The sequence below is a fragment of the Serratia sp. M24T3 genome, assembly GCF_000257645.1.
Taxonomy (GTDB): domain Bacteria; phylum Pseudomonadota; class Gammaproteobacteria; order Enterobacterales; family Enterobacteriaceae; genus Rouxiella.
In genome coordinates this window covers 51,390-66,593 of the sequence record NZ_AJHJ01000026.1, presented here as the reverse complement: position 1 = coordinate 66,593, position 15,204 = coordinate 51,390, and the positions used below count along the sequence as shown (strand labels likewise).

Annotated in this window: 15 protein-coding genes and 1 riboswitch; of the genes, 12 read left to right on the top strand and 3 right to left on the bottom strand. The window is 50.5% G+C overall.

Annotated features, from left to right (window positions below):
• From SPM24T3_RS17575 to SPM24T3_RS17530, 10 genes are all read left to right on the top strand, one after another.
• Positions 1-443 (top strand): winged helix-turn-helix domain-containing protein (locus SPM24T3_RS17575; RefSeq protein ID WP_009638144.1); only part of this gene is annotated, 443 nt, incomplete at its 5' end.
• Between the two features lie 118 nt (positions 444-561).
• Positions 562-921, top strand: coding sequence for a YegP family protein (locus tag SPM24T3_RS17570; protein ID WP_009638143.1), 360 nt, complete (start codon positions 562-564; stop codon positions 919-921).
• A gap of 173 nt (positions 922-1,094) precedes the next feature.
• The gene (yegQ, locus tag SPM24T3_RS17565) at positions 1,095-2,489 is read left to right on the top strand and encodes a tRNA 5-hydroxyuridine modification protein YegQ (protein ID WP_009638142.1); all 1,395 of its coding nucleotides are present in this window, start codon (positions 1,095-1,097) and stop codon (positions 2,487-2,489) included.
• A gap of 466 nt (positions 2,490-2,955) precedes the next feature.
• Complete coding sequence (gene yegS, locus SPM24T3_RS17560; protein ID WP_009638141.1) at positions 2,956-3,855, top strand: lipid kinase YegS; 900 nt, start codon at positions 2,956-2,958, stop codon at positions 3,853-3,855.
• A gap of 249 nt (positions 3,856-4,104) precedes the next feature.
• Complete coding sequence (manD, locus tag SPM24T3_RS17555) at positions 4,105-5,319, top strand: D-mannonate dehydratase ManD (protein ID WP_009638140.1); 1,215 nt, start codon at positions 4,105-4,107, stop codon at positions 5,317-5,319.
• A 2-nt stretch (positions 5,320-5,321) separates the two neighbouring features.
• Positions 5,322-6,335 (top strand): Zn-dependent oxidoreductase, encoded by a 1,014-nt coding sequence (locus SPM24T3_RS17550; RefSeq protein ID WP_009638139.1) that lies wholly within the window; start codon positions 5,322-5,324, stop codon positions 6,333-6,335.
• A 159-nt stretch (positions 6,336-6,494) separates the two neighbouring features.
• Positions 6,495-7,784, top strand: a complete 1,290-nt coding sequence (locus SPM24T3_RS17545; RefSeq protein ID WP_009638138.1) for an MFS transporter — start codon at positions 6,495-6,497, stop codon at positions 7,782-7,784.
• Positions 7,785-7,846: 62 nt separating this feature from the next.
• A complete protein-coding gene (locus SPM24T3_RS17540) occupies positions 7,847-9,193 on the top strand; it encodes an MFS transporter (protein ID WP_009638137.1) in 1,347 nt (448 codons plus the stop codon).
• A gap of 125 nt (positions 9,194-9,318) precedes the next feature.
• Positions 9,319-10,005 (top strand): GntR family transcriptional regulator, encoded by a 687-nt coding sequence (locus SPM24T3_RS17535; protein WP_009638136.1) that lies wholly within the window; start codon positions 9,319-9,321, stop codon positions 10,003-10,005.
• A 104-nt stretch (positions 10,006-10,109) separates the two neighbouring features.
• On the top strand, positions 10,110-10,994 hold the full coding sequence (locus tag SPM24T3_RS17530) for a hypothetical protein (protein WP_009638135.1): 885 nt from the start codon (positions 10,110-10,112) through the stop codon (positions 10,992-10,994).
• Here the strand turns inward: SPM24T3_RS17530 and thiD are convergent.
• The 3 genes from thiD to SPM24T3_RS17515 all read right to left on the bottom strand — a co-directional run bounded on the left by thiD (position 10,979) and on the right by SPM24T3_RS17515 (position 13,509).
• Entirely contained in the window at positions 10,979-11,797 is an 819-nt protein-coding gene (gene thiD, locus SPM24T3_RS17525; RefSeq protein WP_009638134.1) for a bifunctional hydroxymethylpyrimidine kinase/phosphomethylpyrimidine kinase, read from the bottom strand. The two genes, SPM24T3_RS17530 and thiD, sit on opposite strands and share 16 nt — an antisense overlap.
• Positions 11,794-12,615, bottom strand: a complete 822-nt coding sequence (gene thiM / locus SPM24T3_RS17520; protein WP_009638133.1) for a hydroxyethylthiazole kinase — start codon at positions 12,613-12,615, stop codon at positions 11,794-11,796. The genes thiD and thiM overlap by 4 nt, the downstream gene beginning before the upstream one ends.
• A 35-nt stretch (positions 12,616-12,650) precedes the next feature.
• Positions 12,651-12,747, bottom strand: a riboswitch (TPP riboswitch).
• Between the two features lie 36 nt (positions 12,748-12,783).
• Positions 12,784-13,509 carry an ATP-binding protein gene (locus tag SPM24T3_RS17515; RefSeq protein ID WP_009638132.1) on the bottom strand — a complete coding sequence of 242 codons (726 nt, stop codon included), beginning with the start codon at positions 13,507-13,509 and terminating at the stop codon, positions 12,784-12,786.
• A 158-nt stretch (positions 13,510-13,667) separates the two neighbouring features.
• On the opposite strand from SPM24T3_RS17515, the gene SPM24T3_RS17510 reads away from it, so the two are divergent.
• Positions 13,668-14,381, top strand: a complete 714-nt coding sequence (locus SPM24T3_RS17510; RefSeq protein WP_009638131.1) for a hypothetical protein — start codon at positions 13,668-13,670, stop codon at positions 14,379-14,381.
• 42 nt (positions 14,382-14,423) lie between these two features.
• Positions 14,424-15,200: a hypothetical protein gene (locus SPM24T3_RS17505; RefSeq protein WP_009638130.1), complete on the top strand. Its 777-nt coding sequence runs from the start codon at positions 14,424-14,426 to the stop codon at positions 15,198-15,200.
• Positions 15,201-15,204 lie beyond the last annotated feature (4 nt).

Here is a 15,204-nt window from a genome sequence, read left to right as displayed (position 1 = left end):
AAGAGATTGACCGACTGCTGGGGCTGGAAATCGGTGCCGATGACTATATTTGCAAACCGTACAGCCCTCGCGAAGTCGTCGCGCGCGTCAAAACTATTTTGCGTCGCTGCTATCGTCCCAACGAACCGATGGCAGATGGTGTAGGTTTACACATCGACGAAGGCTGTTTTCAGGCACATTATCAGGGCGTAGAGCTGGATCTCACTCCCGCAGAATTTCGCCTGCTCAAAACGTTGTCGATCAAACCGGGCTACGTTTTCACCCGAGAAGCGCTGCTGAACAATCTTTACGACGACTACCGCGTGGTGACTGACAGAACTATCGACAGTCATATCAAGAACCTGCGTCGCAAGCTGGAATCCATTGACGGTGATAAAGCGTTTATTCGCGCGGTCTACGGCGTGGGTTATCGCTGGGAAGCCGATCCTTGTCGGTTAACCTAAGTCTGTCGGTACTGTCACAAAATCTTCTGAAAATGCCTGATAATTGTCTTTAGCTCAGGATGAAAATCCAGCGCCGTCTATACTTAGTGATGGATTATTAATCACTGGAGGAACCTTTATGGCTACGGGTCACTATGATCTTAAAAAAGCGAAAAACGGACAATTTCACTTTAACCTGAAGGCCGGGAACGGAGAGATTATTCTTAGCAGTGAAATGTACGCCAGTAAGGCGTCGGCTGAGAACGGGATTACTTCGGTACAAATTAACGCTACCGACGAAGGACAATATGAAATCAAGCCCGGAAAAGAGGGACAACAGTACTTTGTGCTGCGGGCGAAAAATCATCAAGTCATCGGCGTTAGCGAAATGTACACGGCCACAAGCGGTCTTCAGAAAGGTATGCTGTCAGTTGTCAAAAATGGACCGAGTACGGACATTCGCGACCTGACTCACGCAGACTCTCTGACACGAATTTGAAATAATTGATTTTTTTGAAGCAGTCAGAAATTTGGCGCTGTTTGTCTTGAGCAGCGCCAATATTGTTAATAATTGATCTACATCATGCCTACGGCAATTAGCCCGTCCTCTAACTCTCCGGCTCGCTACAATTCCGCTCTTTCATTTCGGTATGCAGAGTTCAGAGAGTTGCTATGTCTACATCACAGTGTAAACCCGAATTATTGTCCCCCGCCGGCACGCTCAAAAATATGCGCTACGCCTTTGCCTATGGCGCAGATGCAGTTTACGCCGGTCAGCCGCGCTACAGTCTGCGGGTGCGCAATAACGAGTTTAACCATCAAAATCTGGCACTTGGTATCAATGAGGCCCACGCACTCGGCAAAAAATTCTACGTGGTGGTCAACATTGCGCCGCACAACGCCAAGCTGAAAACCTTCCTGCGCGATCTGCAGCCGATCGTCGAAATGTCGCCGGATGCGCTGATCATGTCCGATCCCGGCCTTATCATGATGGTTCGCGAGGCTTTTCCACACATTGATATCCATCTTTCAGTGCAGGCAAATGCGGTCAACTGGGCAACGGTCAAGTTTTGGCAACAAATGGGGCTGAGCCGGGTGATCCTTTCGCGCGAGCTGTCTCTGGAAGAGATTGCCGAAATCCGCCAACAGGTGCCGGAAATGGAGCTGGAAGTGTTTGTACACGGGGCGCTTTGCATGGCCTACTCCGGCCGCTGCCTGTTATCGGGCTACATCAACAAGCGTGACCCTAATCAGGGGACCTGTACCAATGCCTGTCGCTGGGAATATAAAGTACAGGAAGGCGTCGAAAACGAGCTGGGAAATATCGTGCACAAGCATGAGCCCATTGCGATGCAGGAAATAAACCCGGTAAAACCCACGCTGGGACAGGGGCAACCCACCCCTCGGTTATTAATGCTCGAGGAAGCCCTGCGACCGGGAGAATACATGAGCGCGTTTGAGGATGAGCACGGCACTTATATTATGAATTCCAAAGACCTGCGGGCGATTGAGCATGTCGGTAGCCTGACCAGAATGGGCGTTCATTCGTTAAAAATCGAGGGCCGCACCAAGTCTTTCTATTACTGCGCGCGCACGGCACAGGTTTATCGACAGGCGATTGATGACGCGGTAGCGGGTAAATCTTTCGACACCAGTTTAATGACTACCCTTGAGGGTTTGGCGCATCGCGGCTATACCGAGGGGTTTTTGCGCCGCCATGTTCATCAAGCACAGCAAAACTATGACTATGGCTTTTCGGTAAGTGACAGGCAGCAGTTTGCCGGAGAGTTTACCGGCCAGCGCGGAACCGGGAATAATCTTGGCTGGGCCGAGATTGACGTTAAAAACCGTTTCTCTGTGGGTGACAGCATTGAAATCATGACCCCTGAAGGCAACGTTCAGCTTTTCATCGACCAAATGCAAAATCGCAAAGGAGAGGCTATCAACGTTGCCCCTGGCAATGGGCACATTGTTTATATCCCGCTACCTGAGGAAATTTCACTGCCCTATGCAATTTTGTTAAGAAACCTGATAGATAATAGTAATACGCGTAATCCAAACCCTTAATAAAAGCAATAAACAGCGTGATTATTTCGCTGTTTATTGCTTTTGGATTTCTTAAAACTAGAATTCGATCACATCTCGGAAGGAGATTTTTGGGTATTATTCTTCCCGCAGCAAAATTTAGAATGGAAAAAAACCGTATAATACTGGTCACCAACTATTTGCCGGCTCAAACACCCTGAGCTGGCATTATTTTATTTAATCACCCGCACTTCATTCTCCTATTAATTGATTAGAGTGTTAATTAATTACACGTTTAATTGTTATCACGGCAATAAAAATAATACTCAACTACAAATATCATAAATTATCTTCGATATAAGAGGGATAATTCTCTCCACGATATTTTCGCCTAATAATTAAGCACTACCCGTTTTACTCCTGATTTTTCCCTGAAAATTCTTATGGCTATTCGCCCCTATAATCATTTATTTTAAAACCCTACGCGATGGTAAACATGGAGGGTGCAATGAAAGAAGAAACTCAGGCATTGCTGATTATTAATGGAAAAGGTGCCGGTAATGCAGCACTGCGCGAAGCCGTAACCAGCATGCGATCTTCAGGCTTAAATCTAGCCGTGCGTGTTACCTGGGAACACGGCGATGCTGCCAGATACGTCGCCGAAGCCATCGAACTCGGCGTTGAAACCGTTATAGCCGGCGGGGGCGACGGCACAATAAATGAAGTTGCGACAGCATTATTCAAACAGGCTTCCGGCCCCCTTCCAGCGCTGGGCATTGTCCCACTCGGCACGGCCAATGACTTTGCCACCAGCTGCGGTATCCCATTAGCAGTAGATCAGGCTTTGACGCTAGCCATACACGGTCGCGCGGCAGATATCGATTTAGCCTGTGTCAATGACGAACGCTATTTCATCAATATGGCCACCGGTGGATTTGGTACCCGTATTACTACCGAGACTCCTGAAAAATTAAAATCAGCCCTCGGCGGCGTTTCATATTTTATCCATGGGTTATTAAGAATGGACACGTTGAAAGCTGACAGCTGTGAAATCATTGGCCCAGAGTTTGCCTGGCAAGGCGATGCGCTGGTGATTGGTATCGGCAATGGGCGTCAGGCCGGTGGCGGCCAGGAGATTTGCCCGGATGCCTTGATTAATGATGGCCTGCTCCAGTTACGTTTGCTGACCTCGGAAGAGCTATTGCCTTCATTTCTGCGCAGCCTGCTTGATGGTGAGGAGAATAAAAACATTTTATCGACTTCAACGCCCTGGCTGGAAATTAATGCCCCTCATGAAATGACCTTCAACCTCGACGGTGAACCGTTAACCGGCAAGCATTTTCGTATCGACGTGGTGCCAAACGCCCTGCAATGCCGCCTGCCTCCCCACTGCGCGCTGCTGGGGTAATTCCCGGCAGTTTTTGCTTTCACCTTTATCAAGCTCTTCCCGATATTCTTCCGGCGTTAATACTCTCTCTATCCGCATAGCTCGGGCAATGGCGCTTTGCCTGCGCCAACCCTGTTTCCTGCATAACATTTGAGCAACAAACTGTGATCTCTCCCCGCAAATATTGATCTGCATACTTGTATGGTAGTTAGATAAGGGCGTATTTTTCAGCAATGCTTAATGCCGTCTATGTGCAAAAGGTCTCATCTAATGAAAATAGTGAAAGCCGAAGTCTTTATTACCTGCCCGGGTCGCAACTTTGTCACCTTGAAAATTACCACTGACGAAGGGCTAACCGGGCTGGGTGATGCCACGCTCAATGGCCGCGAACTGCCGGTGGCCTCTTATCTGAAAGACCATGTTTGCCCGCAGCTTGTTGGTCGCGATGCCCATCAGATTGAAGATATCTGGCAATTTTTCTACAAAGGAGCTTATTGGCGGCGTGGGCCAGTCACCATGTCAGCCATCTCGGCGGTGGACATGGCACTGTGGGACATCAAAGGTAAGGCCGCCAACATGCCGCTTTATCAATTGCTTGGCGGCGCTTCTCGCACCGGTGTCATGGTTTATTGCCACACCACCGGCCATTCGGTCGATGAAGTGCTGGAAGACTACGCCCGCCATAAAGAGCAAGGCTTCAAGGCTATCCGCGTGCAGTGTGGCGTTCCGGGAATGAAAACCAGCTACGGCGTGACCAAGGGTAAAGGTCAGGCCTATGAACCGGCCACCAAAGGCCACTGGCCGGAAGAGCAGCTGTGGTCCACGGAAAAATATCTCGATTTCACCCCGAAATTGTTTGCAGCAGTGCGCGATAAATTTGGTTTTAACGAGCACGTTCTGCACGACATGCATCACCGCCTGACGCCAATTGAGGCTGCACGTTTTGGCAAAAGCGTCGAGGATTATCGCCTGTTCTGGATGGAAGACCCGACCCCGGCCGAGAATCAGGAATGTTTTCGCCTGATCCGCCAACACACCGTGACGCCTATCGCCGTCGGAGAGGTCTTTAACAGTATCTGGGACTGTAAGCAGCTGATTGAAGAGCAGTTAATAGACTATATCCGCACCACCATTACCCACGCGGGAGGGATTACCGGCATGCGCCGCATTGCCGATTTTGCCTCGCTTTATCAGGTACGCACCGGCTCGCACGGCCCTTCTGACCTGTCTCCTGTGTGCATGGCGGCTGCGCTGCATTTCGACCTGTGGGTACCGAACTTTGGCGTGCAGGAATATATGGGTTACTCCGAGCAAATGCTGGAGGTCTTCGCGCATAACTGGACCTTTGATAACGGCTATATGCATCCGGGTGAAAAACCGGGCCTTGGTATCGAGTTCGACGAGAAACTGGCAGCGAAATATCCCTACGAGCCTGCCTATCTGCCGGTTGCCCGTCTTGAAGACGGCACACTGTGGAGCTGGTGATCATGAAAAGCATCGTTATTCAGCAACCCGGCAAACTGGTTATCGAGACGCGTCCGCAGCTACAACCAGCCGCCGGTGAAGTCCGCATTAAAGTCAGCTATGCCGGTATTTGCGGCTCGGACGTACACATCTATCACGGGCATAATCCGTTCGCCAAGTATCCACGGGTGATCGGCCACGAATTTTTCGGCCATATCGACTGCGTCGGTGATGGCGTAGACCCGGCTCGTATCGGCGAACGCGTGGTGATTGACCCGGTCGTCAGCTGTGGAAACTGCTACCCGTGTTCGATAGGTCGCCCAAACGTTTGCAGCAAATTACAGGTGATTGGCGTGCATCGCGACGGCGGATTCAGTGACTACGCGGTGGCTCCTGCAGCCAATGCCTACGTGGTGCCAGACAGCATTCCAGACCAACTCGCCAGCATGGTTGAACCCTTTACTATCGCCGCCAATATCACTGCATTTTTAAAACCCGCTGCTCAGGATACCGCGCTGGTGTATGGCGCGGGGCCAATGGGTCTGACGGTGATTCAGGTGCTGAAAGGGGTGTATGGCGTACAGAAGGTTATTGTCACCGATCGTATCGAGGAGCGGCTGCAAATGGCGCGTGATAACGGCGCTGACCGGGCTATAAATAACCAGCACAACTCGGTAGCAGAGCAGCTGGCGGCGGAAAATATTCATCCGACGCTGGTCATTGATGCAGCCTGTCATCCGTCGATTCTGCAAGAGGCGATAAACGTGGCGTCACCTGCGGCACGCATCGGCATGATGGGTTTTTCCGGCGAGGCCAGCAGCATCAGCCAGCAAAGCATCACCAGCAAGGAAATATCGCTATTCTCTTCACGGCTGAACAGCCATCGATTCCCGCAGGTAATTGAATGGATGGCACAGGGAAAAATAAACCCTGAAAAATTAATCACCCACTGTATGCCAGGCGCTGAGGTCGAAGCTGCCATGACCTTATTTGAAAAAGATCAGCGCGCCTGCTGCAAAGTGTTATTGAAATTTTAAATTTTATTTCGCCGCCTGGCATTTCGCTGGCGGCTATAAATGAAATCCAAATAATTAGCCGAATTACTCAAAGCTGTATTAATACGTCAACACCACCATTATTTAATTACCCTACAACCTCATGCATCACTATTAAAATAACACCAAGTGGAGCTGCTCATGTTTAAGAATCTACGCTGGATAATTGTACTCCTGCTGTGTCTGGTCTACATGATAAATTATCTCGATCGCGTTGCGCTTTCGATTACTGTTCCGATGATTGAAAAAGAACTGACTATTAATCCTGAGCAGTTTGGGATGATATTCGGCAGCTTCTTCTTCGGATACGCAATATTCAACTTTATCGGCGGTTTGGCGGTCGATAAATTTGGTCCGACGTTGGTCATGGGGCTAGCCGTAGCACTGTGGTCAATATTCTGCGGCATGACCGCCATCGCCACCGGTTTTTATTCGATGCTGATCCTGCGGGTATTATTCGGCATGGCTGAAGGCCCGATCTGCGCCTCGGCGAATAAAATGATTAACGGCTGGTTCCCGAAAAAACAGGCGGCAACTGCCATGGGCTTGCTCAGTGCAGGATCACCTTTAGGCGGCGCGGTGGCGGGGCCAATCGTGGGTTATCTGGCCATTTCCCTGGGCTGGCGTCCGGCATTTATGATTATCGCGGCTATCGGCATCGTCTGGATGGTGCTGTGGTTCTTCACCGCGGCGGATAATCCAGAAACCAGTAAACGTGTGACCGAAAGTGAACGCCAGCGGGTTAATCAGCTGAAAACCGAGAAGATTAATGAGGAAGAAGACCTGACCCAGTCGGCACACAAGCTGGGTTATTATCTGCGCCAGCCGATTATTCTGGTCACCGCTTTCGCTTTCTTTTGCTACAACTATATTCTGTTCTTTTTCCTGAGCTGGTTCCCCGCTTATCTGGTACAGGCCCACGGTTTAAATATCAAAGAAATGAGCCTGACGACAGTTATCCCCTGGATTGTCGGCTTCTTTGGGTTGGCACTGGGCGGCATCATTTCCGATAAAATATTCAATATTACCGGGCGTTTACTGCTGTCGCGAAAAATCGTGTTAGTCGTCAGTCTGCTGGCGGCGGCGGTTTGCGTCGCGCTGGCAGGTGTGGTCACCAGCGTGGTTCCCGCCGTATTGCTCATGTCGATTTCAATCTTCTTCCTCTATACCACCGGCGCCATTTATTGGGCGATCATTCAAGACGTGGTGCATAAATCGAAGGTTGGCAGCGCCAGCGGCTTTATTCATCTGGTCGGCAGTATTTCAGGGATTATCGGTCCGATTGCGACGGGTTTTATTGTGCAAAATACCGGTCATTTTGACAGTGCTTTTATTCTCGCCGGTGGCGTGGCGGCCGTTGGAGCAGTTCTGGTGTTCTTTGTCATCAAGCCGCCGAAACATCAGCCTCAAACGCATATTTCCCACTCTTAAAGCCCTGCCCCGGCCTTTGTGCCGGGGTAAACCCAAATTAGTTATACCTGGAGCACCCTACAATGACACAGGTTTCAACTTCTGCACCTGCCGCCATGACCCAACAAGAGCGCTCGATTTTGAAACGCGTCGCCGGGGCATCGGCAATCGGTACTGCCGCTGAATATTATGACTTTTTCGCCTATGGCACTGCCGCGGTACTTTTTTTCGGTCAGCTATTTTTCCCCAGCACCGATCCGTTAGTCAGTACGTTGGCAGCTTTTGCCACCTACGCTGTGGGATTTCTGGCGCGCCCGCTGGGCGGGATCGTATTCGGGCATATCGGCGACAAAGTCGGGCGTAAAAAAGCCTTGGTGATCACTATTCTGATTGTCGGTCTTGGCACCTTCTGCATCGGGCTGCTGCCGACCTATGAAAAAATCGGCTTTTGGGCACCCGTGCTGCTGATACTGATCCGCGTACTGCAAGGCTTTGGGGTCGGCGGTGAGCAGGCTGGAGCGGTTTTGATGACCGCAGAATATTCGCGCCCCGAACGCCGTGGCTTCTTCGCCAGCTGGGTGCAAATTGGCGCGCCGCTAGGCTTCCTGCTGCCCTCGGCGCTGTTTGCCGTGCTCAATTCTCAGCTTAGCCCCGAACAAATGCTAGCCTGGGGATGGAGAATTCCTTTCCTTATCAGCCTATTACTGGTAATCGTCGGGCTGTTCATCCGCCTTAGAATTGATGAATCGCCGGTATTTGCCGAGATCCGTCAAACCAAAGCGGTGGAATCCCGGCCGGTGGTCGAAGTCATTCGCCTCTATCCGGGCATTATTATTAAAGGGGTCTGCGCCAAACTGATCGAGGCCTGTGCTTTTGCAATGTTCACGGTGATCGTGCTGGCCTTCGGCAAAGCCAATCATCTCAGCGCCAGTATTTTGCTGGATGCGATGATTGTGGCCGTGATCCTCGAAATATTTTCTATCCCATTGATGGGCAAACTCTCGGACCGTATCGGCAGAAAACCAGTCTACATGGCGGGCGCGGTATTACTGGTGATTGGCATTATTCCGTTCTTTCTAGTGCTCAGGCAGGACACATTCTGGATGACGCAAATCGCGATGATTCTGGCGCTAACCTTTGGCCACAGTATGTGCTACGCGCCGCAAGCATCGTATTTTCCAGAGCTGTTTCCCACTCGCATCCGCTGCAGCGGCATCGCGCTTATCTGGCAGATTGGCTCGCTTATCGGCAGTGGCGTGCTTGGGCTTTTGGCGGTCAAAATTCTGCAAGTCACCGGCGGCGATTACCACGGGCTGGCGATTTACATGATGGTGCTGGGGGTCATCTCGATTATTGGACTGATGATGATGCCGGAAACCGCCCCCGGCGTGCGCGGCAGTGAATATCATAGCTGGGGTGAAAAACGCTGAAGCTGGACGGGCAATGGAATTTACCGGCGCCCGAACCACACATTCAAGGCCAATATCGATTGCAAAACCTGTTGGAAACTCATGCTATTATGGAGTTATCACCCATTCAAATCGCGCCCTTCGCTATGACAGAATCTTATGAATTGAGCGGTAATGTACCGGTAAATCAGCAAATTTATCGCACTTTGCGACAGGACATTGTCGCCTGTGTGATAGCGCCGGGTGCATTTCTTTCGGAAAAGGAAATTTCAGCACGATTCAATGTCTCACGGCAGCCGGTTCGTGAAGCTTTTATCAAGCTGGCGGAAGCCGGACTGGTACAGGTGCTGCCACAGCGCGGTACTTTTGTGATGAAAATCTCCGCCAAACGCGTGGCCGATGGCCGGTTTATCCGCGAAGCGCTGGAAACAGCAGTCATCCGCCGCGCCGCCAGCGTGGTAACCGAACAGGATTTATCACTGCTCGCACACAATCTTCAGCGACAAGAGCTGGCGGCCAAGAGCAATCAGGCACAGGAATTTTTGCAGCTCGACGACGAGTTTCACCGTCTGATTGCGCAAATTATCGACTGCCGACTGGCCTGGGAAACCATCGAGAATATCAAGGCCACCATGGACCGAGTGCGCTTCTTCTCGCTTAGCAAGGTCTCGCCGCCAGAGAATCTGATCGCGCAGCACTACAATATTTACGCCGCCTTGCAGGCAAGAAATCCCGATGCAGCCGAGCAGGCTTTGCGAGCCCATTTGCAGGAAATGATCTTCTCGATAACCCCCATTGCCGAGCAGAACAGTGAATGGTTTGAGGTGGAATAAGCGTAAAAGAGTGCGATCTGCGCCACGATTTTTGCAGTTCATCGCAACCTGTATGACAGCCTGGAGTAAGCTGTAAACCATGTTTCTCAGGCTGGTAACGTGCTATGACCGCGATCGATGCTTTAGCCTCACCGCTGCAAAAACTTTATTACAACGCTCAGAATACCCTGGCTTTATCAGATCTTGATGAAGAAAAAATCAGCCAGATAGCCCGCGACCTTGATAGCGCCAGCAGTGATGAAGAGCACTATGTCACAGGCTGGATGGCACTTAATTCCGTGGTGCTGATTCGCCGTTACCAAAACAACCGAGGCAGCGCCGATGGTCTGGTCTTCACCCGCGCCAATAAATATCGCCTTAGCGTGCAATCGGTGATGTTCCGCATTCCTAAACCCTTGCTCTGGGTGACTTTCCGCCGCCGTCCACGGACCATGAAAGTGATTACTTACAATCGCTTGGGCAGCCAGCAAGATAGCCTGCAACAGTTTGATAATATTCAGGAAGAAGAATTAAAACAACAGCTGGAGGCGGATTGGCGCGAGCTGAATGACTATCTTGGTTTAGCCTGCTGGCAGCGAGAAAACGGCCAACCTTTGTGGAATGCGTTGCAGAAAAACGTCTCGCCAGAAAGGATCTTAAAACTTTGTCAGAGCCATTTTTTCACTCACAGCAGGCTGCAAAAAGAGGGAGATTTTGAAGGGTTGTGGCATAGGGGCCTGTTTATTGCCCGTCGCGGCGACGGTGCGGCTGCATTGCTGTTGTCATGGCAAAATACGCAAACGCAGGAGGTGGCCAGCTATCTTTTCGAGATCTTAAAGAAAGACACTGGCCCTACCCGACTGCGGCTTTCGCTCAGACCGGGCAAACAGGAAAAGTTCTACCCGCTCAACCCGTTTGACGCGCAACACTTATATGACGCGATGCAGATGTTTGAACGCGCCGAAGGTGCCCTAGGCATCCTTGAGCAAAAGTCTTACCACCAACGATGAAAATGATGTACCGGGCCAATACCTTCACCGACCTCGAGTGAATCCGCCTGCTGTAGCGCCTGTTGCAGATATGCTTTCGCGGCGCTGACAGTGTCAATCCAGTTGGCATTTCTAGGTCTGAGTGCGGCAAGCGCAGCGCTCAAGGTACAACCGGTGCCATGAGTATGACGGGTTGCTACGCGCGGTGCGGTAAACCGTTGGTGATAGTGAGCGGTCATTAGCCAGTCTGGACTTTCATTATCGCTTAAATGCCCACCTTTCATTAATACCGCTTCACAGCCCAGCTCCAGCAGCGCTTCACCCTGACGGCACATTTCTTGCTCGGTTGTGGCCATTTCACAATCCAGCAGCGCCGCAGCTTCAGGAAGATTAGGCGTAATCAGCGAAACCTGCGGCAGCAGCCATTTGCGCAGCGCTTCAACGGCATCAGGCGTCAGCAGCGGGTCGCCACTTTTCGCCAGCATGACCGTATCCAACACCACAAAGGCCGGGGCTTTTTCCAGCATGCGATAATAGCGCAAACGCTCCGCCACGACTTCCACCACCGCAGTATTGGCCAGCATGCCAATTTTGGCGCTGTCGATGCGCACGTCGCTTAATACTGAATCGAGCTGCGCGCCAACAAAGCAAGGTTCAATGTTATAAACCGACTGCACGCCACGGGTATTTTGCGCCACTAACGCGGTGATAACACTGGTGCCGTAGGCCTCCAACGCCGAAAAGGTTTTCAAATCTGCCTGAATCCCTGCTCCACCGCTAGGATCGGTACCCGCAATGGTTAATGCGTTGATGCGCTGACTCATGCCTCACCTGCCCTGAAATTTTTAGCAGTGAGCCGTTTGGCGTCGAGGGAATAAAGCGCGTCAAGGAAAGCTGGCTGGAAGCTGCCGGGTCCTTTGGCTCCCTGGCTGGCAATTTCTCCTGCACAGGACATCACCCGACAGGCCGCCGCAACATTGGATAACCTGTCGCCCGGCAGAGAAACAAAGGCCGCAACTACCGCCGATAGCGCACAGCCGGTGCCAACGACCTTTGTCATCAACGCGTCGCCACCAGAAACCGCGCAGGTATTTTCGCCGTCGCAGATATAATCGATCTCACCTGTTACCGCGACTATCGCTCCGGTCTGCAGAGCCAGGCTTTGCGCGGCGGGTAATGCGGCTAATGAAGTATCGGCACTGTCGACGCCGCGACCAGAAGCTGCCAGCCCGCTGAGGGCCATGATTTCAGAAGCATTACCCCGGATTGCCGCAGGACGGAGTCTGATAATTTCCTGACAAAACTCTGAGCGCCAGCTGAGTGCGCCCACCGCTACGGGGTCAAGCACCCATGGTTTACCCGCATTATTGGCGGCGTGGATGGCGGCTAGCATGGATTGGGCGCGAGAGTCGGTCAAGGTGCCGACGTTTACCAGCAGGGCGCTGGAGATTGCACTGAACTGCGCGGCCTCGCGGGAGTCAATCACCATCGCAGGTGAAGCACCGAGGGCTAAAAGCACATTGGCCGTTATCGACTGCACCACGTCATTGGTCATGCAATGTACCAAAGGCGAGGCCTGACGAAGCTGGTTTAAGGCATCCGCGGCTTTTTCACCGGGAAAGGCTGAAGGTCGAGTGGTCATAAATTTCCCCACCGGCGACAAAGAAGGGGTACCGGAGGGGGATACCACGACTTCCCTACGCTGGCATTATCCAGATCAGGTAATACGGGTATTTCTCAGCCTTCACGAAGAAGGGCACCCCGAGTCATTAATGCTTATAGTACTAAATAATTATGCAGTACTTGATAATTATGGAGCAGCGACGGTATGACCTTCGCCAACATAACTATATCCATGGGCTTCCATGAATTTTGATACCGCTAATTCAGCAGTAGAAATCACTTCTGCAAGCGGCAAATTAGCATCGATATTTACAACTTCTGAACCAACAAAGTTCAGTAAAGGAACGACTGCAATTTTTTTAGCCAGCGAGTTACGGCTGTGATCCGGCTTGCGCGCACAGGCAACATCAAGGTCAACATTAAGTTTGATGACCAGGTCAGGCTTCTGCTGAGTCATCCATTCAAAAGCTTTCCATTCACGCTGGGCAATCCACTGTACAAAACGATTACCCTTTATCTTTTCAGGAATGGTAGGACCATCAAAGGCGCTTGGAATTTCAACTTGTGGAAAACGGTCAGATAATATGATGTTACCCTGCTGGCGTAACGCCAGCATACGACGAAAGCGCAATAGTCGACGTATAACAAAAATCATGATTACCGAAGCAGCCAACGGGCCTGGCGCGGCCTTATCAACCTTGACTTTATTATTCGCAATCGACTTTTTAAGAAAACGTCCCATGAAGGGAAACTTGACAACTACGCGTTCGACATTACCCGCCTGTTTTCCCAGGTGAACCATTTCAGCCGGGCCATATTTTTCAACGCAGGTAATAAGATGTTCACAGACAGTGGATTTACCAGAACCATCGCTGCCAATCACCGATATTAGCGGTGGAAGCTTAGAGTGCATAAAAATAATCTCTCCAGAATATACTCCCAATAATATACCATTGGTAAACAAGGATGTCGCTGAAGGTAGCTCTTATAGCTAATAGCAAGGGGAAAAAATATTTTGAAGGGCCGGTCGATTAGCATAGAATAGTTTTTTTAAAAAATTAGGTTTTTGATGTGAGTCAACAGATTAGAGCCATTGCTAATCATCCCCCTGTGCGAGTGATAGCGATAACAGGTTGTGATGGTTCAGGTAAATCGACTTTAGCAGCCAGCTTGGTAAGCCAACTTTCTTCGCAATACCCAACGGAATCACTTTACCTTGGTCAGTCCTCAGGACGTATCGGTGAATGGATTAGCGAACTTCCGATTATTGGTGCTCCTTTTGGCCGTTATTTGCTAAAGAAGTCTGAAAAAGTTAACGACCGCCCTTCTGCTCCTCCAGGTAATGTAACCGCGCTGGTGATCTACTCACTTTCCTGCTGGCGAGCTTACAAGTTCCGTAAGATGTTGAAGAAGAGCAAACAGGGTCTTTTGCTGGTTACCGATCGCTATCCTCAGGCCGAAGTTGCCGGTTTCCGTTTTGATGGACCGCAGCTTCCTAAAGTCATGGGGGGTAATGCCTGGGTCTGCGCTTTAAGAAAGCGTGAGCAAGAACTGTATCAATGGATGGCCTCTTATCCGCCTCTGTTATTGATTCGACTCGATATCGATGAACAAACGGCACATTCACGCAAGCCCGATCACAAGCTTGAAGCATTGCGTGACAAGATTAGGGTTATACCTGGTCTTACTTTTAATGGTGCGAAGATCCTGGACTTGGATGGTCGAGAGCCCGCAAGTAAGATCCTCGATGAATCGTTAATTGCGATTCAATCCTCTCTTACGTAGTCACGAGTTCAGGCTGGTGATTACCTTTTAATACTAAAGTAAATGCAAACAGATAGATTAAACACTGAAAGCGAAAAGTCACCGGCCTATATTCCTGGATTTATTGCGGTAGTAGGCTGTGACGGCACCGGAAAGTCTACGCTGACTGCAGACCTGGTAAAAAACCTGCAACAGCAATTTAAGACTGAGCGCCGTTATTTAGGCACAATTTCCGGCGAAGATGGCGATAAAATCAAGCGCCTGCCAATTATTGGTGTCTGGCTGGAACGTCGCCTGGCAACAAAATCCGCCAAAACTCAGAGCATGAGCAGTAAAGCTCCAGCACTCTATGCGGCATTGATTATGTACGCGCTTTCATTCTGGCGTAAGGGCAATTTGCATAAAGCAAAGCTTTTGGCAGAAAGTGGTGTGTTGGTGATTGGCGATCGTTACCCGCAGGACGAGATTTCAGGTTTTCACTATGATGGGCCTGGCATTGGCGTGGAAAGGGTGACGGGCTGGTTTATGGCTCGCCTGGCAAAAAGGGAGCGCAAGCTATATCAAGAGATGGCCAAGTGTCGTCCTGAATTAATCATTCGTCTTGATATCGATGCAGATACTGCTTTTTCTCGTAAACCTGACCACAGCTATCAAGAGTTACAGGACAAAATCGAGATTATGGTTAAGCTCAATTACAACGGGACCAAAATTCTAGATTTGGACTCCAGAGCGCCATATAAAGAAGTGTTGGAAAAAGCGATGAATGCAGTGACTGCTGTGGCTATCGATTCACAGCGCGCGCAACAAGTTGCAAGTAATCAACCAAACCAGCCTGCTTAAACTT

Coding starts and splice junctions, on each gene's coding strand:
- SPM24T3_RS17570 (WP_009638143.1), top strand. CDS start 562: ATGGCTACGGGTCACTATGATCTTAAAAAAGCGAAAAACGGACAATTT.
- yegQ (WP_009638142.1), top strand. CDS start 1,095: ATGTCTACATCACAGTGTAAACCCGAATTATTGTCCCCCGCCGGCACG.
- yegS (WP_009638141.1), top strand. CDS start 2,956: ATGAAAGAAGAAACTCAGGCATTGCTGATTATTAATGGAAAAGGTGCC.
- manD (WP_009638140.1), top strand. CDS start 4,105: ATGAAAATAGTGAAAGCCGAAGTCTTTATTACCTGCCCGGGTCGCAAC.
- SPM24T3_RS17550 (WP_009638139.1), top strand. CDS start 5,322: ATGAAAAGCATCGTTATTCAGCAACCCGGCAAACTGGTTATCGAGACG.
- SPM24T3_RS17545 (WP_009638138.1), top strand. CDS start 6,495: ATGTTTAAGAATCTACGCTGGATAATTGTACTCCTGCTGTGTCTGGTC.
- SPM24T3_RS17540 (WP_009638137.1), top strand. CDS start 7,847: ATGACACAGGTTTCAACTTCTGCACCTGCCGCCATGACCCAACAAGAG.
- SPM24T3_RS17535 (WP_009638136.1), top strand. CDS start 9,319: ATGACAGAATCTTATGAATTGAGCGGTAATGTACCGGTAAATCAGCAA.
- SPM24T3_RS17530 (WP_009638135.1), top strand. CDS start 10,110: ATGACCGCGATCGATGCTTTAGCCTCACCGCTGCAAAAACTTTATTAC.
- thiD (WP_009638134.1), bottom strand. CDS start 11,797: ATGAGTCAGCGCATCAACGCATTAACCATTGCGGGTACCGATCCTAGC.
- thiM (WP_009638133.1), bottom strand. CDS start 12,615: ATGACCACTCGACCTTCAGCCTTTCCCGGTGAAAAAGCCGCGGATGCC.
- SPM24T3_RS17515 (WP_009638132.1), bottom strand. CDS start 13,509: ATGCACTCTAAGCTTCCACCGCTAATATCGGTGATTGGCAGCGATGGT.
- SPM24T3_RS17505 (WP_009638130.1), top strand. CDS start 14,424: ATGCAAACAGATAGATTAAACACTGAAAGCGAAAAGTCACCGGCCTAT.